This is a genomic window from Armatimonas sp. (genome assembly GCF_964826245.1).
Genome location: NZ_CBAYMC010000019.1, coordinates 1 through 21037 on the forward strand (window position 1 = coordinate 1; position 21037 = coordinate 21037).

Sequence of the window (21037 nt, forward strand, 5' to 3'; positions counted from 1 at the left end):
AGGCGGCGGTGGGGGCGGTAGTAGGAAAAAAACTCACGAAGCATAACCTATTCATACCGTCGCGAGCACGATCAGTTCCCTATATGTTGTATTGCCAGTGAGTCGGTTGCGCCGAAGGTCTTCAGAAGCTCTGCTTCACAGTGTACTTCCTTCTGCGTGCCCCGCGTTATTACGCCCGGAAGCCGCGCCCGGAGTGCTTGAAGCTCAGGGAGGGAGAGTTGGCGAATCTCGCGCAGGTTTGTGGAAACTCAATCATGAGCGAATTGTAGGCCATCTCTCCGGGTTCGTACCACTCACCCACCTCCCTTCCCCGGAAAGCTCCTTCGTCGCGGGAAGGAAGGCCGCATCTCCTCTATCCCCTCTTCCCAACGAGGAACGAGTGTGGGGGGAAGAGGGGACGGAGCGAGCTTGCGAGCATCCTGGGGAGATGGCCCGAAGGGGCTATAATAATCCATGTCGTCTGATTCCTCTGAGATCATTGTCCCGGGGCGCGCTGACTTTATCGCCGCCAAGCCGACGCCCTCGGTGATCCGGGTGGCGCAGAAGTGCAGCAACACGATTGTGGGCGTGCTGGGCATCAGTGGCGTGGACTACGATCAAGACGAATTAGAGCGGTTTCGGGCGCTCTCGGGGGAGCGCGTCTTGCTGACGCCCAACCACCCGACGAACTCTGATCCGGCACTGCTCTTTCATCTCTCCGCACAGGTCAAGCAGACCTTCCATTTCCTTGCCTGCCGCGAGGCCTTCGATGCGTGTTTGGGGCTCTGGGGGCACCTCATCAAGCGGCTCGGGGCGCACTCGGTGATCCGGGGAACGGCAGACCGTGCGAGCTTCCGCGCCACCCGTGAGCTGCTCGCCAGCCACGCCAGCAAGCTGGTGATCTTCCCCGAGGGCGAGGTCTACTCCCAGAACGACACGCTCCTGCCCTTTCACGACGGCGTCTTTCAGCTCGCGTTCTGGGCGCTGGAAGACGCGCGCAAGGACGATGATACGGCCAATCTCTTTATCCAGCCCGTGGCGCTGAAGTACAAGTTCACCACCGACATGCGCCTGCCGATTCTCTTCTCCCTCAACCGGCTGGAGCACTTCACCGGCTCCCCGATTCCAAGCGATGCGGGCACCTACGAGCGCCTGCGTGGGATTGGGTTTGCCATGTTGCGCTCGCTGGAGAAAGAGTACCGCTTGCCGTCGCCCAAAGATAAAGACGACGATTTAGAGTCGGACTTCACCCCCCGGCTCACGGCGATCAAGGAGGCGATCTTGCAGCGCGTCGCGCTGGCGGCGGGAATCCCTGACCCACGCGGCGAGACGCTTCCTGAGCGCATGCGGACACTCATTCACGCCATTGAGATCGTCACTCGGGACGAGCACGATCTCTCTGTAAAGACGCCCTACGACACTGAGCTGCGCCGCCTGCAGCGCGAGCGTGCCCGACCCCTCCTGCGTGATCTGGACCGCATCGCCAACTGGATCGCGGTCTACGATGGCTACGTCCGAGAAGACCCCACTCCGGAGCGCCTCTTTGACATGCTGGTTCGTCTGGAGCGTGAGTGCTTTGGCAAGTCTCTGCTCACCGGCCCCCGCCGCGCCCGCGTCCGCCTGCCGGAGCCCATCAACCTAGGAGACCGACTCGCCGCCTACAAAGCCGCCCGCCGCGCCGAGGTACGTGCGGTTGCCAAAGAAGCCGAAAAGCGCATCTTCACTGAGCTACGGAGCAGCTAGGTGAAGCGACAAAAGCAGCAACTTGCTGGTAACGATATTCATAGTGTAATGGTCTGGTACTCACAGCGGTTGCGCCAAGTAGTGTGGTGCCAGCGAGTCACTCTCGGTGTAGGGATGCTCTTTATGGGGGGGCTTCTATCTTTTTGTCCAGGGTAAGTATGGCGAATCGCGTTTCGTTAACCTCTTCTTGACCTTATGTCTCATAGGGATTATCGTCGGGTTGAGCTTGGCGGTGCTTCGTGTTTTGCGAAAATTCCTCATTGTTCGGACATTACACGAGCTACGGGATAAGCAACTTCTCGCCAGCGCAGAGTGGCCTTAAGCACTCCCAAAACTGATCGCATTGTTGGAGCAAATTGGGGGCTGGCCAAGCAACGAGCCGCTGTGGCTTTGGTGGTGGCGAACGAGTCAGCCCATTCTCATCCGCTGGCTTCCTCGATTGCAGCCCGGCGAACTTGGGGCTCGCGAGTGTCGGACGCTTCGCAGGCTGTTGGGCTTCAATCAACTCTATGAGGACTTGCAGGTGGCGATTCTTCTAGCACTGGGAACGGCGCGGGACTGTCTGCGGGAGCTGGGCGAGCCTGTGTCCCGCCGGTTGGAGCGGCGGGACTAGAGAGCTAAAGCTACGAAGGCCGCTTCGGGCCATCCCGAATTTTCTGGGCCGGGTATCCTTTAGAGGGGGGCTTTGTAGCGGAGCCTGCGACGCTCTTTAGTCCCGCCGCTCCAACCGGCGGGATAGGGGGGCGGAACTTTCACTATCGTTATAGGGTTATAGTACCGATTATCCGTGGGGTATAATGGGCCGGGCGGGGACTCCGCCCCCTGGCAAGGAGACTGTTTTATAAGATGGCAAAGGGCCAGACGGCTGCGCTAGACGCGGCCAAGTACCGCCGGTTCTATGAGCAAATGGTGCACATCCGTGAGTTTGAAGAGGAGTGTCTGCGGGCATTCCAGCGCGGAGGACATGGCATCGGAGGCGACCTGCACCTCTACTCAGGTGAAGAAGCTATTGCCGTAGGAATCATTGGCGCACTCGATCAAGCGGCAGGCGACTGTTTTATCGGTCACTACCGCGACCATGCGTACGCACTCGCAGCAGGTTCCCCCCCCGGCCCCGTGATGGCGGAGATCTGTGGTAAGTACGATGGCTGCTCAAAAGGCAAGGGCGGCTCGATGCATATCTGTGATGCAGAGCGCGGCTTTTTTGGCGGCTACGGCATTGTCGGTGGCAACGTCCCGATCGCGCTGGGCTTGGGCTACGCGCTCAAGTACCGCCAGCAACCCGCCGTTGCGGTCTGCTTCTTTGGCGATGGCTCCATGAACCAGGGCGCTTTCCACGAGACCCTGAACATGGCGCAGCTCTACAAAGTCCCCGTGATGTTTGTTCTGGAGAACAATGGCTACGCGATGGGCACCAGTATCGAGCGCTCCCATGCCAACACCGATCTGACGGATCGTGTGAGCAGCTACAACATGAACCGCAAGAAAATTGACGGCCAGAATATCGTCACCGTGCATGAAGAGGTCAGCCAGATCGTCGCGGACATGAAGAAGAACCCCGCCCCGTTCTTTCTGGAGTGCGATACCTATCGCTTCCACGGGCACGGTGCCGCCGACGAGGCAAAACAGACCGTGGTCTACCGGACGAGAGCTGAGATTGAGGCCGCAAAAGCAAACCGTGACCCGATTGCTATCGCTGCTGAGATCTTGCTGGCCGAAGGGATTCTTACCGAAGACGACATTCAGAGCATCCATGATGAGGGTGTGCGAATCGCCAAAGAGGCCGTGCAGTTCTCCGACGATTCCCCGGTTCCCCCTGCTGACGAGCTACTAAAGGATGTCTACGCATAATGGCAAAACTACGCTACATTGATGCTTTGGCGCAGGGCATTCGTGAGGAAATGCGCCGTGACCCCCGTGTCTTTCTGGTGGGCGAGGAAGTCGCACAGTACCAGGGGACACTTGAGCTCTCGAAGGGCTTTTTAGAGGAGTTTGGGCCTCTGCGAGTGGTGGATACCCCCATCTCGGAGGTCGGGATTGTCGGTCTGGGAATTGGCTCCGCGATGGCGGGTCTGCGCCCCATCTGCGAGATGATGCGCATGGACTTCGCCACGCCCGCCTACGACCAGATCGTCCAGCACGCCGCCAAGATTCGTTACATGTTTGGTGGCCAGTTCCAGGTGCCCATGGTCATCCGTGGTCCCAGCGGTGTCGGCTTGCAGCTCTCTGCCCAGCACTCGCAGGCCATTGAGGTGCTCTTTGCCCACGTTCCCGGTCTGAAAGTCGTTGTCCCAGCGACTCCCGCGGACGCCAAGGGGCTGATGATCTCGGCGATCCGGGACAATAACCCGGTGATGGTCTTTGAGTCGCTGCGCATGTACTTCACCAAGCCCGATGAGCTTGAAGCCATCCAGCCTGGCCTCAGTGAAGTGCCCGACGATCCTGATTTCTCGGTGCCTATCGGCGAGGCAAAAGTCCTGCGCAAAGGCAAAGATATCACCCTCGTGGCCTACTCCTGGATGACCATTCAGGCACTGAAAGCCGCCAATGCGCTCGCAAAAGAGGGTATCTCTGCCGAGGTGATTGACCTGCGCTCCCTCCTGCCGCTCGACATGAACACGGTGTTGGCCTCAATCAAGAAGACCCATCGCGCTGTGGTCATTCAAGAGCAGTGGCCCCTCTATGGCTGTGCCGCAGAGATCTCCGCCCAGATCGCCGAGCGTGCGTTCTATGACCTAGACGCACCCGTTCTGCGTGTGACGGGAGCCTTTGTGCCGATGCCCTACGCCAAGAACCTTGAAAATCTCGCCTTCCCAACGGAAGTGGATATTGTCGCGGCGGCAAAACGTAGCCTGGGAGGCAAGTAAGCGATGGCAGCGATCATCATGCCCAAGATGGGCGATGCAATGGAGGCGGGCGTCATTGTCCAGTTCCTCAAAAAAGTCGGTGATACGGTAGTCGCAGACGATGCGGTGTTCGAGATCGAGACCGATAAGTCGAATGTGGAGGTGCCCGCAGGTGAGGCCGGGGTTGTCCATCAGATCCTCGCCGCCCCGGGCGCTGAGGTCAAGGTCGGTGATCCGGTTGTGATTATCGGCCAAGGCGCACCGCCCGCAGGAGGCAGCGCACCCGTTGCCGCCACTCCGGTTGTGGCATCCCCCGCCGCTGAGACGGCGACTGGGCACCCCCTGGGTACGGTAAGCGAAGAGGTTAAATCTGTGTCGGTTGCGGCACCGGTTGTCGTGGTAACGGATCCCGCCAAACCCTACGGCGATAGCTACGTTGGCCAATTGCCCGAGGGACTCGGCGGCTCGGCATCGGTTCTGAGCGATCCCATCGAACTCGAAGGCTCCCCCAATCTTGGGGGCGGGGGGGGCGGTGACACTCGGGTCAAGGCCTCGCCTCTGGCCCGTGCGATTGCGGCAGCCAAGGGCGTCAACCTGGCGAGTATCAGCGCTGCGGGAACCATCACGGCAGCGGATGTTGAGGCGGCGGCTAAAACCTCTGGCTCTCCCAATCTTGGGGGCGCGATTGCCGATGAGGTCGAGGTGCAGTCCTACAACGGCATGCGTAAGACCATCGCGCGGCGCCTCACGGAGAGCAAGCAGCAGATCCCACACTTCTATGTCACCGTCGAGGTGGACATGGAAGCGCTTCTCACGCTACGCGAGCAAGTGAACGCAAGCGGCGGCGCGGTGAAGGTCTCCGTCAACGACTGTCTGCTCAAGGCCGTTTCTGTGGCCCTGCTCGCTGCGCCTAACGTCAACTCCAAGTTCGACGACAACAAGCGCTTGGTGAGTAAGAACCACCATATCGGCTTTGGAGTCGCGCTTGAGGATGGCTTGATTGTTCCTGTGGTGCGCAATGTGCAGGCCCTGAGCCTGCGCCAGGTCGCCGCTGCGAGCAAGCCGCTGATCGAGAAGGCACGCGCCGGGAAGCTCCAGCCCGCGGACTACATGGGCGGGACGTTCACCATCTCCAACCTGGGAGCGGTCGCGGAGGTTGAGAACTTCGCTGCGATTGTGAATCCGGGCGAGGGCGCGATCCTAGCGGTTTCGAGCACGCGCACGGTAGCCGCCGTGGTGAACGGGCAGCTCGTTGCCCGTAAGCGCATGAAAGTCACCCTCTCCGCCGACCACCGTGTGGTAGATGGAGCCGATGGCGCGGCGTTCCTTGGGGCGCTGAAGAAAGCTATCGAGAACCCTCTGGAGCTGCTTCTGTAATGCACAAGGCACTTACCAACAAGCCGGTATTCGATGTCGACAAAGCCCTCTGGCGGATGCGGGAGTGGAAATCACTCCCCACTCCGCCGGGGATGGACCGGATCGTCGTGGAGTGGTGCGTCACCTACGGCCCGAAGGTATTTATCTATCCCGCCGTCAAGCGCATCCTGGGCTTCGATACCTGCGAAGGCTACGGCGATGGGACGTCGGATGAGCGCTGGGCGGACTTGCTGGAGTTTGAGTACGTCCCGCAGGTCGTGAAAGCCCTTGAAGACGCGGGTTACCGGGTGCAGACCATCTGCGCCGACCAGCGCCCCGTCCAGGCGATGCGCCAGCGCCGCCGCGACACCGAGAAGCTCGCCGCCTCGCGCGGTGCGCATCACGCGCACCACTAACGGCCCGGCTAAAATATAAAACGCCTCGCGCCTCTTTGGAGACGCGGGGCGTTTTTGTGTTTGGGGGGTTCGGGTGGGGCAAACGCAAAAAGCCCCACACTCCATAAAGAGCGCAGGGCTTTCTTAATCTCCCCTCCTTTTCCCCTTCCTCCCAGGATTGGGAGGAGGGGGCGGGGGAGGAGGGCTCCCCGGAGGAGGGCTAGTGATCGTGGTGGTGATCGCCGCCACCGGCTGCCGGGGGCTCCGGCTTCTCGACCACGAGGGTCTCGGTGGTGAGGATCATGCTGGCGATGGACGCCGCATTGGCTAGGGCGGAGCGGCTGACCTTGACCGGGTCAATCACGCCAAAGCCAACCATGTCGCCGTACTCCTCGGTCAGGGCGTTGAAGCCGTGTCCCTTGGCAAGGCCCTTGACCTTGTTGACCACGACGGAGCCTTCCAGCCCGGCGTTGGCAGCGATGGTGCGAAGAGGCGACTCCAGGGCCTTGCGGACAATGTCCACACCGACCTGCTCGTCTTTATCGTCCACAACCACACTGTCAAGATCCGCGATGACGTTGATGAAGGCCACGCCACCACCGGCGACGATTCCCTCTTCCACCGCCGCGCGTGTGGCGGAGAGAGCGTCCTCGTAGCGGTGCTTCTTTTCCTTCAGCTCGGTCTCGGTGGAAGCGCCCACCTGGATCACGGCAACGCCACCGGCTAGCTTGGCGAGTCGCTCTTGGAGCTTCTCTTTGTCGTAGCTGGAGTCGGTGTTGTCAATCTGCTTGCGGATCTGGTTGATACGGCCCTTGACCGCGTCTGAGTCTCCGTTGCCTTCGACCACCGTGGTGTTGTCCTTGGTGACGACGATCTTCTTGGCCTGGCCTAGCATGTCGAGCGTGACGCTCTCCAGCTTGAAGCCTAGGTCCTCGGTGATGAACTTACCACCCGTGAGGATCGCCATGTCTTCCATCATGGCCTTGCGGCGGTCGCCAAAGCCAGGAGCCTTGACGGCAACCACGTTCAGAATTCCACGAATCTTGTTGACCACCATGGTAGCCAGCGCATCGCCATCCAGATCCTCAGCCACGATCACCAAGGGGCGACGGGTCTGCATAACCTGCTCTAAGATCGGAACAAGATCAGCGGCGAGGCTGATTTTCTTCTCGTAGTAGAGAATGAAGGCGTTCTCGAAGATACCTTCCATGCGCTCGGTGTCGGTGACGAAGTAGGGGGAGATGTAGCCCTTGTCGAACTGCATACCCTCGACGATCTCAAGCGTGGTATCGCGGCCCTTGGACTCCTCGACGGTAATGACGCCGTCCTTGCCCACTTTGTCCAGCGCATCGGCGATGATCTCACCGATCTCGGTGTCGTTGTTACCCGAGATTGCAGCGACCTGTGCGACCATCTCGCCGTCTACCGGGATTGCATTGGCCTTGAGAGCGGCAACCGCCACCTCAACCGCCTTGTCAATTCCCTTCTTCACGGAGAGGGGAGCGCCACCGGCGGCGACATAGCGAAGGCCTTCGTTGACAATAGACTGTGCCAGCACGGTAGCTGTTGTTGTACCATCACCGGCGATATCGTTGGTCTTGCTGGCGACTTCTTTCACGAGCTGAGCGCCCATGTTCTCGAACTTATCTTCCAGCTCGACTTCTTTTGCGACCGTCACGCCGTCTTTGGTGATCGTGGGGGAGCCCCACTTCTTCTCGATCACAACATTGCGTCCGCGAGGTCCTAGGGTTACCTTGACCGCGTTGGCGACCGCATTGGCCCCACGCTCCAGAGCGCGGCGTGCCGCCTCGTCAAAAAGCAGTTCTTTACTTGCCATAGTTTTTATTTTCCGTTACTTAATCGCGTAGATCTGATCCTCATCGAGGATCATCACGGTCTCGTTGTTGAGCTTGAACTCAGTGCCGCCGTACTTGCTGTAAACAACAAGATCGCCAACTTTTACATTGAGCGCGTTGCGCTCGCCGCTGTCTAGGACGCGGCCATTGCCTACCGCAATCACAATGCCTTCTGTTGGCTTGGTCTTAGCCGTGTCGGGGAGGAAGATCCCTCCAGCCGACTTCTCGTCGGACTCCGACGGCTTGACCACGACTTTGTCACCCAGGGGTCGAATTGTCATAGTTTGCTTTCACTCCAAAATTAGCAGTCTTGGCTTCAGAGTGCCAACGGGTATTATATCAATTGTCGCAAAAAAATCAAGAGATTCTCGGAGGTTTTCTCCGAAGCTTTTTCCTAAGACAAGTTGTAATTTTGGGTGGTGTATTATTTTTTCTCTTTAAGCGATTATAATAGTGTGGCGGCGGATGCTGCCTCAAAATAATGATCTCTCTTTAGAGGAGCTACTCTAGCATGTTTTCTCGTCTGGCCGCTGCGGCGGCCCTTGCTCTCATCTTGCCATCCGCTGTGCTGGCACAGCCACCGACGCCTCCGCAAGGCACTCGGCCTCAAGGTGGACCACCGCCGGGACAGGGCGCTCCACCCTCGGCACCAGGGAAGCCCAAGCCCTACGCCGATGTGATCACCAAAGAGGCGAAGTCGGATCTGACGGGGCTCTTTAAGACGCATCAGATAGACGACAAGTACTACTTTGAGATTCCCAAGTCCGCTCTTGGCAAAGAAGTCATGTGGGTGACGACTCTTGAGCGCTCGTCGGCGTTCTACGGCTTTGGTCAGACCGAGGTGCAAGACCGCGTGGTTCGCTTCGAGAAGCGCGGCGATAAAGTCCTGATGCGCGGCGTGAGCTACCGAATCCGGGCCAACGAGAACCACGGCGATGTGAAGCGTGCGCTGGAGAAAGGCAATATCGAGCCCATTCTGGCGATCTACACGGTTCTGTCCTACGGCGATGGCGAGTCTATGGTGATAGATGCCTCGCCGCTGATCTACTCCAGCCTCTTTGGCGCGAGCTTTGATCCTAGTCGCAGCTTTATCGAGAGCATGAAGTCCTTCCCCCAGAACGTGCTGGTGAAAGTCACCGGAACGCGTGCGGGTGGCGGCGCTCCTCCTAGCCCCTTTGGTGGAGGGGCTCCGGCAGGCGGCGCCTCGGAGACGGTGGTGATCAACCACAATATCGTGATGCTTCCCGAGAAGCCCATGCTACCGCGTCTCTTTGATAGCCGTGTGGGCTGGTTTGCCACTAGCTATCAAGAGCTGGGGGGATCGGAAAATAAAGTCAAAGATGTGACGATCATTGACCGCTGGCGCTTGGAGAAAAAAGACCCTAGCGCGGCGCTCTCCGAGCCGGTCAAGCCGATCACCTACTACATGGGCAGCGAGATCCCTGCCAAGTGGAAGCCATTTATCAAGAAGGGGATCGAGGCCTGGAACCCGGCCTTTGAGAAGGCGGGCTTTAAGAACGCTGTGGTCTGTCGCGATATTCCCAGCAAAGAGGAAGACCCCGAGTTCGACGATGAGGACATCCGCTACACTATGGTGCGCTGGCTGCCCTCGGGCGTAGAGAACGCCTATGGCCCCCATCTCTCGGACCCGCGCACAGGCGAGATTCTCAACGGGAGCCCGAAGATCTTCCATAATATCCTGAGCCTGGTGCAGAACTGGTACTTTGTGCAGGCGAGCCACTCCGACCCGCGTGCTCGCAAGCTGCCGTTCCCGGAAGACCTTACGGGCGAGCTCTTGGCCTACGTGGTCACCCACGAGGTTGGGCATACGCTGGGCTTTCCGCACAACATGAAGGCTAGCTCGTCGGTGCCTATCGCGAATCTGCGCGACCCAAAGTGGACCGCGCAGTGGGGCACGACGCCCTCGATCATGGACTATGCCCGCAATAACTATGTTGCGCAGCCCGAGGATAAAGTAACCCAGCTCATGCCTAAGATCGGGATGTACGATCACTTTGCGGTGGAGTGGGGCTACTCGGTCTTTCCCGGCGTGAAGACATCTGAGGATGAGAAGACCTATCTTAATGCGATTGCTAATCGGCAGATGACCAACCCGATGCTGCGCTTTGGCAATCCCTCCGGCGATGATCCGGGCCGCCAGACGGAAGACATTGGGGCCGACGGGGTCGAGGCGACTCGGCTGGGAATGAAGAACCTGGAGCGGACGCTGGGCTGGCTTGCGTCGGCGACTCTCAAGTCCAACGAGGATTTCTCCGATCTGGACGCGATGTACAACGAGGTTCTGGGCCAGCGCTCGCTGGAGCTAGGCCATGTGCTCACGATTGTCGGCGGCGTGACTGAGACGGAGTACCATGTTGGGCAGAGTGGCAATCCCAACTACACGCCCGTTCCCAAGGCGCGTCAGAAAGCCGCCGTTCAGCTCTTCAACGACCTCGTCTTCAAGACAAGCCCGATTCTGGTACGTCCGGACATCACCAGCAAGACCAGCGCAACGGGAACGGTAGACCGGGTGCTCTCTGAGCAGCGGCGCTTTATCAGTGGCCTGCTCAGCGACAGCCGCCTGAACAAGCTCGTGGAGTTTGAGACGACGGCTCCTAAGGCGGCCTACCCGATCAGTGAGCTGCTCACAGACCTCAAGAACGGGATCTTCAGCGAGCTTGCACAGCCCAAGCCCACCACGGATCTCTACCGCCGCAACCTCCAGCGTGCCTACGTGGATGCCCTCGTGGCTAAGCTCGGCCCACCCCCCGCGCCGCCCACGCTTCCTGCGGGCCTGCCTGCCGATCTCGTCCGGCGTGCTCGTAGCAACTCGGGTCCTCTCTCCGGTGAGGCAAAAGTGCAGGTTCGCGCCGCGCTTGGGGAGCTTCAGGCATCGTTGGCTACCGCAAAAGCCAAGACCACAGACCGTGCAACTCTGCTACACATCACGGATTCGTGGAAGCTGATTGACGAGGTTCTGAACCCGAAGAAGTAGGGGCCGTAATCTGGCCCTGCTAGAGTGGCAGGGCCAGATTGTTAGGAATTTAACAGAGCTTGTGTCACATTTGTGATATATGTGCCGTTGGAGAAAAAGAAACGAGGAGGAACTCCAAATGCACCAGGTTGACAAGTCAAAAAGTAATCCTTTGTTGACAAAACAGAATCTCTCTATTCTTAAGACAAGCTATGTAAAAGCACTGCCCCAGCTCTCCGCTCCCCAAAAGCAGCTCTCAGACCAGCGGCTTGCCGTGCTTCAGCGCACAAATGCAGACTTCCAGGGCCAGCTTCAGGGCCTTTTCAAAGAGCAAGGGATAGATCCCAAGAAGCTCAACGATGAGCTGAAGCTGATCTTTGGCCTCAGTGACCCCAAGCAGCAAGAACAAAAACTTACCGAGTTTAAACAGAAAAATGCCTCGTTCTTCTCGGCTGCCCAGAATCGCTTCAATGCCTCAGGTCTCAGTAAGAGTTTGATTTCCCGCTATCCGCTGGGTAAGAACCAGAAGCTGCGTCCTGCCCCTAACCCCGGTGGAGTGATGGTTGAGGACGATCCGCCCCCTCCGCCCCCTCCCCCCGCAAGCTCCGATCTGCGCCTGGCAGCACCGTTTAGTTTTTCGGGACTGAGCGAACGAGGTGATGCTTGTGAGGCAAGTGATCAGGGAAGACTTTCTGCCTTCATTAGCAAGTACATGGATTCGGGGCGGAGAACGGCTTTTGTAGGGCAAGTTCTGATGGTGCCAGCTGGGGTACGTTCGGTAGAGGTCACCTCTGTTTTCTCCGACACCTATTTTTTTGCATCTGCGACAGTAGTGGGTGGCTATGCTTCAGCCGATACACATATTAGCTTGCAGCTCCTTACCGAAGGGAATCAGCTTCTCTCCGAAGATAGACGTACGATGGCGAATGTATCCCTCCCCATGGGGGGGACTGTCTCGGATACGCGTGGACCACAGGGGCCTGCCGTGTCCCTGATCGGGCGCTACAATCGGCCAGATCCGGCACGAGAAGAGCGACTCCATCTTGTACTGACGGTCGAGGCCTGGTGTGGCGGGGGCGGGCTTTTAGGAGGGGGAGGGAGTGCTCGTAGCTTGGGGACGCTGGAGCGCTTCGATGTGCGCCTAGTTCGGTAGCGGGTAGGTATACTGCCTTTGATGAAAATTATTCTGGCGACTCGCAACGCCCACAAGGTCGAGGAGATGCAGCAGCTTCTCCCCGACCTTGAGCTCTTACCTCTCCCCGAGGATGCTCCAGACCCCGAAGAAACGGGCGCGACTTTCCTCGAAAATGCCCGCATCAAGGCCCTCTCTGCCGCGCTGCACACGGGGCTTCCCGCCCTCGCGGATGACAGTGGTATTTGCATAGACGCGCTCGGTGGCGCTCCCGGCGTGCACTCCGCCCGCTGGGTGAGCGAGGAGAACTGGATTCCAGAAGTCTTGAAAAAGCTTGACGGAAAAATAGACGGTGAGCGTAGCGCCCGCTATGTCTGTGCCCTGAGCCTGATGGCTCCCGATGGCACGATCTTGGCGGAGTCCGAAGGCACTTTTGCGGGGCGCATCGCAGGGGAGCCTCGTGGTACCAATGGCTTTGGCTACGACCCGATCTTTCTGGTAGAGCCCGACTACGCGCAGACGGTGGGTGAGATTAGTACCGAAGAAAAACATGCCCGCAGCCACCGTGGCGTGGCCGCACGGGTACTGAAAGAGGCTCTATGAAGATCTGCATTGATCCTGGCCATCCGTCGGAGGTAGGGGAGGGAACCCGCGGCAAGAAGCTTACAGAGATGCGCGCTGCGTGGCTGGTGGCCAAGCGCTTAGAGGCGATTTTAAAGGCCGCCGGGCATGAGACGAAGCTCACCAAGTCCCGTGAGAGAGAGTTTGTCAAGAACCGCAAGCGCGCCGAGATTGCCAACGCCTTTGGTGCCGATCTTCACGTCCGCCTCCACTGCGACTCGGAGGGCGGCACGGGTTTCTGGACGTATTTTCCCGACCGCCAAGGCACCGACTCCACCGGCAAGCGTGGCCCAAGTGGGAGCGTGATCGTGGCCTGTAAAGAAAAGGCTCCAAAGTTCCATGCTGCGCTTGCCGTCGGGCTTAAAGGCGCTCTACGGGATAACGGCTGCCAGCCTGATGTGAGAACTTTTGTGGGAGGCAAGCAAGGCGCACTCACCGGCTCGATCTGGTCGCAAGTGCCGGTGGTGCTCGTCGAGATGTGTGTCCTGAGCAACGCCAAAGATGAGGCCTTTCTCACCTCGGAGAAGGGCCAAGATCAGATGGCGCAGGCACTAGCGGCGGGCGTTGCGGCGGCGTGCGGCTAGGGGAATTAGCCCCAGGAGCGCAAGGGCAAGTGTGTCCGGTTCAGGGATGCTCTGGCCACCGACCACGTCTTGTCCCTTCAGGTTGCCTTTCGAGTCTACGGTGTTGTCCACTTGGAAGTACTGCGCCTGATAGCCACTGATGTCTTTGCCACTCTTGAGAGTGTCTTTCGCATAGGTTAGGTAGCCGTCGGCACTGTCAATAAGCTCCTGACGGTTGACGGAGCCATCGGCGTAGTTGAGCTTAAAGTTAAACAGCCCCTGGCTCAGGTCAAGCCCGAAGTTGGCTTTGCTAGAGTCGAAGTCATTGACAATCTCCCAGAAGGCAAGCTGAAGCCCAGCTTGCTCTCCAAGAGTGTTGGCAACCTGAGGGCTACTGGGATCGGCGGGGTTGCGGTTGGCGTAGTTGTGGTAGAGGAGCGCGAGCGTATCGCTTGCTTTAGGGTCAGGCGTGCTGCTCCAGGGCTGCATAAACCCCTTGGTTGTGCCAAGGTCGTTGCTGGCACCGTTAACAAGCCAGGCTGTGGGCTCGACGCAGAGGGTGTAGAACCAGTCGCTACGGCTAAGATCGAAACCGGTTTGCCCCGACTTGCCGTACTGGGTCTTGAGAAGCCCCGCTCCGCTCTGGACCGTCTCCAGCTGCGTGCCATTGAAGGTCTGGAAAGTCAGTCCCGAGAGAAGGCCACCGCTGGTGCTATTAAGATCTGCGCTACTCTGACCCGTGAAGCTACTCAGGTCGAAGAATAAGTTAGTACGGGACTGTGCAAAAGCAGAGGGAGCGAGGAGCGTGAGAGCTAGAGCAAGGCCCAGAGGAAAGTGAAGGGCATGAGAGTTCATGCCCTAGATGTTTGGTGGGGCAAAGAATGCCCCACACGGTGGGAATTAATGGTTTTTTAGCCCTCGGCTTGCTCTAGCTTGATATCGCCACTCACCGACGAGAGCACGAGCATCGCCCCGGTGCCCTCCCCGATAGACTCGCTGACAATACTCATCCCAGCACCCCGGATCTCTCGCAGGCTACCATCGCTTCCCCGGACCTTGCCACGAAGCTCACCGCTCTTGCTACGCGCTTCGAGGACAGCGTTGGTTTTATAGGGAAGTGTCAGGTGCGTATCGCCGCTGATGGTCGAGAGCACCAGCTTACCTTTAACCAGGCTTGCACGAGGGGCAAAGCTCAGGCTCCCGGAGATGCTGTCCAGAAGCGCTTCTTCGTCAAAGTCGCACTCCTGAATCTTAGTGTCTCCCGAGACCGTGCGGACACTCAGCCGAGTGCAGCTCACCCCACACAGGGTGCTGTCCCCCGAAACGGCAGAGAGAGTAATCACGGGGACAATTGCCTCGTTGAGGGAGATATCGCCGCTCTGACTCTCGCCCTTGAAGCTTGCGCCATCGAGTCGAATGGCCTGAATGTCTCCGGAGGTTGTTCGAGCACTGACAGAGCCTAGCACGCCCTCGATTCCGATATTGCCTGCCGTGGTCTCTGCTGCCACATCGCCTGCAATCTCGGCCAGGTGAATGTCGCCCGCCTGGGTGGCAGTGACGGCAGCCGCCTTAATGCCCCGCACCGAGAGATCCCCAGAAGGGGAGAGCAGCGAGACTTTGACGCCCTCGGCGGGCACAAAGACTTTTAGGTGGAGCTGGATGCGTTTTGCCTTGACGCTACCACTGACCGTGATTGCGCCCCCGGTGTCACTACTCTCGGTGCTGACCTGCACCGCCTCGGCAACCGCTTGCGCCTCTTCGGGAGTTGCGGACCAGACCCGAAGTGTCCCCGCCGCACGCACCTCGGGGAAGTCGCCGCCCTGGACGGTAATATCGCCGAAGGGATTCTTGATGCGAAGCGTCCCACCCGAAGGCACGTTTAATGTCACTTCGTAGCCCTGCTCCAGAGTCGGCTCGCCCTGGAAGCCTTGCGTGATATCCGAGAGATTGATATCAATACTGCCAATCGAGTCCGTGACTTGTTTGCTTAGCTTCCGCGCTTGCTTGGCGGCGTTGGATGCAAACCGGCCCGCGTCAAAGTCCCGGAAGCTTCCTGCGATGCTCTTGGCACCGGGTAGTCCCTTCAGCGCCTGGTTGAGCGCCCCTATCGGATCGGGTGACTTCTTTGCTTCCTCGATCTGCTCCTCTGCAGCGGCAAGCTGCTGGTCCATCCCCGCCACTCTCTCCCGTGCTGCTGCGATCTTGGCCCGCGCCCGTGCAAGGGTCTCGGTCTCAAAGTCATCTGTCCCCCCCGTCCCCACAGGTGGGGGAGCTTTTTCAGGTTCTGGTGCTGGGGGCGCTTCGGTGGGCTTCTCCATCGCAGCAAGAAGCTGCGAGGCTTCATCGGCGGTGATCTTGCCTTCTTGCAAGAGCTGCAAGATCTTGAGGTTCTCTTCTTTTGACATCGTTTTGGTTCTTTCTAAATTCTAAAGTTCTGCCAAGAGGTGTGCAGCCTCACTGGCGGTAAGGCTTCCCTCTTCCACCTGGCGCAGGATGGTACGGCGACGGGGATTTTCCGGTGCTGCGGTATCGGCTAAAGTGGCTTCCAGAGCATTGACGGCACTATCGAGCTTGGCACGAACCGTGGGGTAGGAGATGCCTAGCATCCGCTCCATATCGCGAATCACGCCCCGGCAGCGCACAAACGTCTCGATAAAGCTCTGGTGCTCCGCCGAGAGTCGCGCGAGCGGTGGGGGAGGGAAGTCTCCACAGAGCCGAGTACGGCAAGCCGTGCAGCTCAGCTCAGAGACACGCAGGGCTTCATCACAGACGGGGCACTGCTGGGGGCTTCGATTCATGAAAATAATCTATCATGAAAATTAATAATGTCAAGAATGATATTGATATTGTTAATTTTAATCCCGCCGGTTGGAGCGGCGGGAGGTCACCGAGGGGAAAAGGGAAGGCGAACCGGAGCGCTACGAAAAGGGAGAGAGGGCCGCGACGTGTCTACATCGAACGCCTTGCCGATATTGTTGCCCGCGAGGTCTTCCAGCAGCGGCGAGGCGACTAAGAAATAGCGACGACTCTGCCAGGGCTTCTGGGGGATGAAGTGCCAGCGGCGCTCAAAGTCCTGTAGGGTTCCTGTGCCCTGCATTTTCTCAACCGTGATCAGCCGCTGCGCCAGAGCGTAGTCCAGCGGCTCGTTAAAGCGCACGATCAGCGGCTCGTGGGTGCCGATTTTAGGAGGTGTGATGTGCCAGCGCGATGGCTCAATCGGGGTGCGGTCGGCCTTGGTCACGAGAAAGCGCTTGCGAAACGGAGCGACGAGTGGCTTTCCGTGGCCATCTTGCCATGTCGCGGCGAGCTCCAGGGTGAAGTGCTTCCCGATCGCAAGAGCGCCGCCGATATCCTCCAGTGGCTTCACGCCTCGCTTGATGCGCCCCGGATCAAAGAGCAGTGTCAGGCGGGTCTGCTCCGGACTCCACAGCTCCTCGGCAAGCTCTAAAAACGGCAGATCCACGGGCGTGCCATCGGCTTGGAGCAAGCGAATGTGCTGGTACGAGTCTCCACGACTCATCGGAGCGGAGAAGTGAAGATAGAACTTGAGCAGGTTCAGGGGCAGGGTGCTGGCACTCGGGTAGACCTGGAGCACGCGCGTGGGCACAGATGGCGCCGGGGAGGGGAGGCGAAAGCTCGCAGAGGCTGTGCCGGAGACAGCGTAGTAGGTTGTGCCGGGAAGCAATGGGAAGCGTGGCACAAAGACCACAAGCGCTCCCCGTTTCTCCATGCTCCCCGCCATGGGGGTCTCGCGCTGCTCGCCCGCAAAGACACTAAGATCTTTGAGTGGCTGCGGATTCGACAGACCTGAGGCTTCGACGCTCGCCCGGTTGGAGCCTTTTGGGCCCACTACCCAGCGCAGCGTGATGCTCTGGCCTGCCGCTCGCATTACGGCAGAGGCCGGGTTTCGAGGGTCAGCACGCCGCCCTCGTCGCGCCGCAGAACCACGGCGGTCTTGTTGTTGAGCTTATCGAGCTGGTCAATGCCGGTCCAGTCGGCCAGTGTCTCGTAGCCGACGCCTTTTTTATCGGGCACTGGTGCGGTGATCGGCTCGGCTTTCTCAATGCTCTCCGTGACGATCTTCATGACGCCGCGTGCACTATTGGCCATGAGCAGATTCACACGCCCATCTTTCTGATAGGCGATAATGTCCAGGGGGCGGTTTCGATTCCCTAGCTCCGCAATCGTCTTGCCCTGGATCTTAGCACCCGGCTTGATGGCGCTCAGCGGGAACTGCACCAGCGGCGTGCAGGTATAGGCCGCCAGTACATGCGCCTCCTTGCCGATCATAAACGGGACAAACGTGCGGATGGGGGCGCGGGTCTCGAAGCGTCCGTGGGCTCCGTGGTAGATCTCGACGCTCGTCGGGTTGGCGCTGTCCTTGAACGGAAACGGAATCGAGCGCAGGGTTGCGGCAAACTCCTCGTTGGAGAGGCCCGCCACCAGTAAGCGCCCATCCTGAAAGGCCAGATCGGTAACAGACTCCAGCCGAGGATTACTGCGCCCCGGGGTGCCCTCCGCCGGCGCCGCTGGCAGTGCGACTTCGGAGAAGTGTACTTTTTCGAGCGCCACCAGCTCGACCTCACTCTCGCCTTTAACGCGCACCAGGGCGGGAGTCGCCTCAGGGCCACGCCCCCGCGAGACCGACAGATAGATATTGCCCGACACAGGGTTCACCGCCATGTCCTCGATCACAATATCCTTGGGCTCCGCGCCGAGCAGCCCCGCTATTTTCTTCTCCAGTCCCGCAATCTTCAGCGCCATCGCTGCCTTGCCAGGCTTGGTATCGTCGGTGGAAACGGCGATAATAGCGGCGGCCTTCGTGTCGGCGATAAAGAGAACGCCCTCCGGCCCAAACGTCAGTGAGCCCATGGAGCGGAAACTTGGCGCACCCACACGCATTCCCGCCGTCGCTTTTCCCGCATGGGCGCCACTGGCTACCATAAGAGTGAGAACGGCTCCGATCATAAAACGATTCATTTCCAATACTCCTCCAAAAAAGTTAGCTCAGCATTCGTGGCAGCTTAGTGCTATTCCTTCTTGAGAACTTCCAGCCGGAATTTATAGGTGCTATGTCGCCGCTCACTGTCCCAGAGATGCAGGGTCATCGGCACGGAGGTGCCAGGTTTGGCGTCGGGCATCACCTGGATCGTAAACGGGTTTTGAAGCGGGGAGCTACGGTACTCACTGGGCACCACGATCGCGGGATCTTGCGATGTCAGAACCGCATAACTCCACGCGCCGCCGGTGATTATCGGCGGTGTCCAGCCCAGAGTCGCATTGGGAGTAATGGGCTTGTCGGTCGTGCCGCTCCCCTCCAGCTTTAGAGTCCCGCGCTGCGCCAGCGGTAGCTCACCTGCGGTCTCCAGCCAGAAGCGCCAGGCCTCTTTGACAGTGGTCTCGTACTCTTTGGCGACATCGCGCTCCGACGGGTAGCGCCCAGCGACGCCCTTGGCCTTGCTGGGGATGCTGATCTCAAAGTTAAAGCCATAGATGCCGTAGCTGTAGTAGGCATGCGTGTAGGTCAGCCCCGAGTTACCACCCCGCACGCCCGGCGCGGGCTCGCTCCCTGGCTTTGACTTGGTGATGGAGTAGGGGGAGTCGCTCTGGCGCTGCTGCATCCCGGTGACGATCTTAAGATAGCGGGCATGATCGGGGGCGATGCTATGGGCGGGGAAAAGAATCTCGCGGAGGGGGCTATGGATGTCCATAAACGCCCGGAGCTGGGGGTGCGCCGCGAAAAACGCATCCAGCGCCTGGTTCTCGGGCTCCGAGAGGGCAGCCAAGCCCTCGAAAATATCGGCACCAGGTCGCGCCGTTGAGTCGTTCCAGGTGCTGTCGATCTCGCGTCCACCGCCCCACCGAACAGGGAAGTTGCGGTTTAAGTCCACCCCAAACGTCCCATCTCCATTTCCCACTCTGTTTTTGCGCCAGTCTTTGTGCGTCTCCTCCCAGAGCTTGCCGTCCACATTGAACATCGGCACATACCAGAGGCAGCGCTGGCTCTTCCAGCCCACCGCCAGCTCCTCTTCGAGAAAGCGCAGGGTGCAGTAGGCAGGCTGCTGCTCGCGCGGGTGAATCCCCGAGAGCCACATCAGCTCCGGCTGGCCCGGCTTGCCGATACGGACAAGAGGAATGCGACGCCCCTCGCGTGTCTTTCCGGGGAGCGCGGAGATCTCGATCAGCTCGGGGTACTTCTTCTTCCAGGCAGCAATCCGCTGCTCGATCTGGGCAAAGGTCAAAAGCCGTCCATTGGACTGATACCCTCCTCCCCCAGCCCCCGGGTACCCTCTGGGTGCCAACCCTGGGAGGAGGGGCTGGGGGAGGCCAAGTGCGGGTGCGGCGAAAAAGAGGCTGGCGAGAGCAAGAAGTGTGTATTTCATAAAGTTACTCCCCTCCTCCCAGAGCTCTTGGGAGGAGGGAACTAGGGAGGAGGGGCTGGGGGAGGAGGGCTACGGTTGGCAGCCCAGCTGGGGGAGCAGACACGGGGCGCAGGATGCTGCCGCGATTCCGGTGCCCGTGAGCACGGGGGTGCAGAGCGCTTGATAGCGGTTGTCGCCTACAGGCGGGAAGAAGTCCACACTCAGCTTGCGAGCCTTCACGTGGCCATCGGCCCAGATCACGTTGGTCATGCCATTGTGCCGACCACGTGGGGCACCGTAGTCATTTGCGCCCGCCATCAGGCTACTTCCCGAGTGAACAAGGAGGTAAGGAAAGCGGTTGGCCGTTGTCGGAAAGCCTGCGACCGCATTGATGGCGCGCTTCTCTGGCCAGAGATCTGAGTTGCCAAACGCGGCGGTCTGGGCGGTGGAGGCACCGTCCACGATGAGCACCGTATCGGCGGGCCGCTCCATGGCAGGAAGCGAGCTGGTCATCACCCCACCACTGGCGTTGTTATTGCCCCCGAGATAGTAGTTGTAGGCATAGGTCACCACAAAGCCGTTCCCAATGCCACAGCCTGCCGCATTGGCAATCGTCCCCGCCGTGATGCCTGAGGTGCGGGGCGCACTGGGGCACTGGAAGACTTGGGTGCTCTTAATGTAGGGCTGGATCATCGCGGGCCACGAGCAAAGCGTACCGCTCGCCGAGGTTCCCCACATGCCCATTAGGAGCATCTCATCGTAGTCTTGGGTGTACATCAGCAGGCCCGTGGCGATCTGTTTTTGATTCGAGAGGCACGAGGCCGCGCGGGCTTTCTCGCGGGCTTGGGCAAAGACAGGAAAGAGAATGGCGGCAAGAATCGCGATAATGGCGATCACCACCAGGAGTTCAATTAAGGTAAAGGCACGACGCATAGGGTCAACCTCCAAAGGTTTTAAGAAGAAGTGTGTCCCGATTACCCAGGCGAACGGCAGGACAGAAAAGTGCTATCGGCGCTCCCTCGGGGGCGTTCCCCGTGTAAGCTTGCTTTTTCGTGCAGACGACCTACCTTTGCGCCAGTGACGCCGACGGAAGAATTATACCGCAGAACCTAAAAAGATGGGTTTGGTACGAAGGAGTAGGGGATGCCGGACAAAAAAGAGGCGCATCAAGGCGAGGAGTTGAAAATTCCTCGCTGAAGGCAACAAGTTG

Annotated in this window: 19 protein-coding genes and 1 riboswitch; of the genes, 10 read left to right on the forward strand and 9 right to left on the reverse strand. The window is 59.3% G+C overall.

What is annotated here, in order from left to right:
- Nucleotides 1-453: 453 nt before the first annotated feature.
- From AC1XOS_RS03370 to AC1XOS_RS03395, 6 genes are all read left to right on the forward strand, one after another.
- Nucleotides 454-1722 (forward strand): lysophospholipid acyltransferase family protein, encoded by a 1269-nt coding sequence (locus AC1XOS_RS03370; protein WP_481960803.1) that lies wholly within the window; start codon nucleotides 454-456, stop codon nucleotides 1720-1722.
- 343 nt (nucleotides 1723-2065) lie between these two features.
- Complete coding sequence (locus tag AC1XOS_RS03375; protein WP_481960804.1) at nucleotides 2066-2335, forward strand: hypothetical protein; 270 nt, start codon at nucleotides 2066-2068, stop codon at nucleotides 2333-2335.
- A 233-nt stretch (nucleotides 2336-2568) separates the two neighbouring features.
- A complete protein-coding gene (locus AC1XOS_RS03380) occupies nucleotides 2569-3573 on the forward strand; it encodes a thiamine pyrophosphate-dependent enzyme (RefSeq protein WP_481960805.1) in 1005 nt (334 codons plus the stop codon).
- Complete coding sequence (locus AC1XOS_RS03385) at nucleotides 3573-4589, forward strand: alpha-ketoacid dehydrogenase subunit beta (RefSeq protein WP_481960806.1); 1017 nt, start codon at nucleotides 3573-3575, stop codon at nucleotides 4587-4589. Before AC1XOS_RS03380 ends, AC1XOS_RS03385 begins: the two co-directional genes overlap by 1 nt.
- Before the next feature lie 3 nt (nucleotides 4590-4592).
- Complete coding sequence (locus AC1XOS_RS03390; protein ID WP_481960807.1) at nucleotides 4593-5945, forward strand: dihydrolipoamide acetyltransferase family protein; 1353 nt, start codon at nucleotides 4593-4595, stop codon at nucleotides 5943-5945.
- Nucleotides 5945-6340, forward strand: coding sequence for a hypothetical protein (locus tag AC1XOS_RS03395; protein WP_481960808.1), 396 nt, complete (start codon nucleotides 5945-5947; stop codon nucleotides 6338-6340). Before AC1XOS_RS03390 ends, AC1XOS_RS03395 begins: the two co-directional genes overlap by 1 nt.
- Nucleotides 6341-6539: 199 nt before the next feature.
- On the opposite strand, the gene groL is transcribed toward AC1XOS_RS03395, so the two are convergent.
- Entirely contained in the window at nucleotides 6540-8156 is a 1617-nt protein-coding gene (gene groL, locus AC1XOS_RS03400; protein ID WP_481960809.1) for a chaperonin GroEL, read from the reverse strand.
- 15 nt (nucleotides 8157-8171) lie between these two features.
- Nucleotides 8172-8456: a co-chaperone GroES gene (locus AC1XOS_RS03405; protein WP_481960810.1), complete on the reverse strand. Its 285-nt coding sequence runs from the start codon at nucleotides 8454-8456 to the stop codon at nucleotides 8172-8174.
- 230 nt (nucleotides 8457-8686) lie between these two features.
- Between AC1XOS_RS03405 and AC1XOS_RS03410 the strand changes: the two genes are divergently transcribed.
- The 4 genes from AC1XOS_RS03410 (at nucleotide 8687) to AC1XOS_RS03425 (ending at nucleotide 13486) form a co-directional block, all read left to right on the forward strand.
- Nucleotides 8687-11170 carry a zinc-dependent metalloprotease gene (locus tag AC1XOS_RS03410; protein ID WP_481960811.1) on the forward strand — a complete coding sequence of 828 codons (2484 nt, stop codon included), beginning with the start codon at nucleotides 8687-8689 and terminating at the stop codon, nucleotides 11168-11170.
- A gap of 151 nt (nucleotides 11171-11321) precedes the next feature.
- A complete protein-coding gene (locus AC1XOS_RS03415) occupies nucleotides 11322-12302 on the forward strand; it encodes a hypothetical protein (RefSeq protein ID WP_481960812.1) in 981 nt (326 codons plus the stop codon).
- A 21-nt stretch (nucleotides 12303-12323) separates the two neighbouring features.
- Nucleotides 12324-12884 carry an RdgB/HAM1 family non-canonical purine NTP pyrophosphatase gene (rdgB, locus tag AC1XOS_RS03420; RefSeq protein WP_481960813.1) on the forward strand — a complete coding sequence of 187 codons (561 nt, stop codon included), beginning with the start codon at nucleotides 12324-12326 and terminating at the stop codon, nucleotides 12882-12884.
- Nucleotides 12881-13486 carry an N-acetylmuramoyl-L-alanine amidase gene (locus AC1XOS_RS03425; RefSeq protein WP_481960814.1) on the forward strand — a complete coding sequence of 202 codons (606 nt, stop codon included), beginning with the start codon at nucleotides 12881-12883 and terminating at the stop codon, nucleotides 13484-13486. Before rdgB ends, AC1XOS_RS03425 begins: the two co-directional genes overlap by 4 nt.
- Here AC1XOS_RS03425 and AC1XOS_RS03430 read toward each other — a convergent pair.
- The 7 genes from AC1XOS_RS03430 to AC1XOS_RS03460 form a co-directional block, all read right to left on the reverse strand.
- Nucleotides 13454-14320 carry a hypothetical protein gene (locus AC1XOS_RS03430; protein WP_481960815.1) on the reverse strand — a complete coding sequence of 289 codons (867 nt, stop codon included), beginning with the start codon at nucleotides 14318-14320 and terminating at the stop codon, nucleotides 13454-13456. The two genes, AC1XOS_RS03425 and AC1XOS_RS03430, sit on opposite strands and share 33 nt — an antisense overlap.
- 56 nt (nucleotides 14321-14376) lie before the next feature.
- Complete coding sequence (locus AC1XOS_RS03435; RefSeq protein WP_481960816.1) at nucleotides 14377-15870, reverse strand: DUF4097 family beta strand repeat-containing protein; 1494 nt, start codon at nucleotides 15868-15870, stop codon at nucleotides 14377-14379.
- A gap of 21 nt (nucleotides 15871-15891) precedes the next feature.
- The gene (locus AC1XOS_RS03440; RefSeq protein ID WP_481960817.1) at nucleotides 15892-16263 is read right to left on the reverse strand and encodes a DUF2089 family protein; all 372 of its coding nucleotides are present in this window, start codon (nucleotides 16261-16263) and stop codon (nucleotides 15892-15894) included.
- 86 nt (nucleotides 16264-16349) lie between these two features.
- Complete coding sequence (locus AC1XOS_RS03445; RefSeq protein ID WP_481960818.1) at nucleotides 16350-17354, reverse strand: hypothetical protein; 1005 nt, start codon at nucleotides 17352-17354, stop codon at nucleotides 16350-16352.
- The gene (locus AC1XOS_RS03450; RefSeq protein WP_481960819.1) at nucleotides 17354-18445 is read right to left on the reverse strand and encodes a hypothetical protein; all 1092 of its coding nucleotides are present in this window, start codon (nucleotides 18443-18445) and stop codon (nucleotides 17354-17356) included. Before AC1XOS_RS03450 ends, AC1XOS_RS03445 begins: the two co-directional genes overlap by 1 nt.
- Nucleotides 18446-18495: 50 nt before the next feature.
- A complete protein-coding gene (locus tag AC1XOS_RS03455) occupies nucleotides 18496-19848 on the reverse strand; it encodes a M14 family zinc carboxypeptidase (RefSeq protein WP_481960820.1) in 1353 nt (450 codons plus the stop codon).
- A 69-nt stretch (nucleotides 19849-19917) separates the two neighbouring features.
- Nucleotides 19918-20760, reverse strand: a complete 843-nt coding sequence (locus AC1XOS_RS03460) for a DUF1559 family PulG-like putative transporter (RefSeq protein ID WP_481960821.1) — start codon at nucleotides 20758-20760, stop codon at nucleotides 19918-19920.
- Nucleotides 20761-20796: 36 nt separating this feature from the next.
- Nucleotides 20797-20919: riboswitch (ZMP/ZTP riboswitch) on the reverse strand.
- Nucleotides 20920-21037 lie beyond the last annotated feature (118 nt).

Bases quoted from the DNA above. Each gene is read 5' to 3' on its own strand.
- AC1XOS_RS03395 (WP_481960808.1), top strand. From the start codon at position 5,945: ATGCACAAGGCACTTACCAACAAGCCGGTATTCGATGTCGACAAAGCC.
- AC1XOS_RS03410 (WP_481960811.1), top strand. From the start codon at position 8,687: ATGTTTTCTCGTCTGGCCGCTGCGGCGGCCCTTGCTCTCATCTTGCCA.
- AC1XOS_RS03440 (WP_481960817.1), bottom strand. From the start codon at position 16,263: ATGAATCGAAGCCCCCAGCAGTGCCCCGTCTGTGATGAAGCCCTGCGT.
- AC1XOS_RS03450 (WP_481960819.1), bottom strand. From the start codon at position 18,445: ATGAATCGTTTTATGATCGGAGCCGTTCTCACTCTTATGGTAGCCAGT.
- AC1XOS_RS03435 (WP_481960816.1), bottom strand. From the start codon at position 15,870: ATGTCAAAAGAAGAGAACCTCAAGATCTTGCAGCTCTTGCAAGAAGGC.
- rdgB (WP_481960813.1), top strand. From the start codon at position 12,324: ATGAAAATTATTCTGGCGACTCGCAACGCCCACAAGGTCGAGGAGATG.
- AC1XOS_RS03460 (WP_481960821.1), bottom strand. From the start codon at position 20,760: ATGCGTCGTGCCTTTACCTTAATTGAACTCCTGGTGGTGATCGCCATT.
- AC1XOS_RS03445 (WP_481960818.1), bottom strand. From the start codon at position 17,354: ATGCGAGCGGCAGGCCAGAGCATCACGCTGCGCTGGGTAGTGGGCCCA.
- AC1XOS_RS03385 (WP_481960806.1), top strand. From the start codon at position 3,573: ATGGCAAAACTACGCTACATTGATGCTTTGGCGCAGGGCATTCGTGAG.
- AC1XOS_RS03430 (WP_481960815.1), bottom strand. From the start codon at position 14,320: ATGAACTCTCATGCCCTTCACTTTCCTCTGGGCCTTGCTCTAGCTCTC.
- AC1XOS_RS03405 (WP_481960810.1), bottom strand. From the start codon at position 8,456: ATGACAATTCGACCCCTGGGTGACAAAGTCGTGGTCAAGCCGTCGGAG.
- AC1XOS_RS03380 (WP_481960805.1), top strand. From the start codon at position 2,569: ATGGCAAAGGGCCAGACGGCTGCGCTAGACGCGGCCAAGTACCGCCGG.
- AC1XOS_RS03370 (WP_481960803.1), top strand. From the start codon at position 454: ATGTCGTCTGATTCCTCTGAGATCATTGTCCCGGGGCGCGCTGACTTT.
- groL (WP_481960809.1), bottom strand. From the start codon at position 8,156: ATGGCAAGTAAAGAACTGCTTTTTGACGAGGCGGCACGCCGCGCTCTG.
- AC1XOS_RS03425 (WP_481960814.1), top strand. From the start codon at position 12,881: ATGAAGATCTGCATTGATCCTGGCCATCCGTCGGAGGTAGGGGAGGGA.
- AC1XOS_RS03455 (WP_481960820.1), bottom strand. From the start codon at position 19,848: ATGAAATACACACTTCTTGCTCTCGCCAGCCTCTTTTTCGCCGCACCC.
- AC1XOS_RS03390 (WP_481960807.1), top strand. From the start codon at position 4,593: ATGGCAGCGATCATCATGCCCAAGATGGGCGATGCAATGGAGGCGGGC.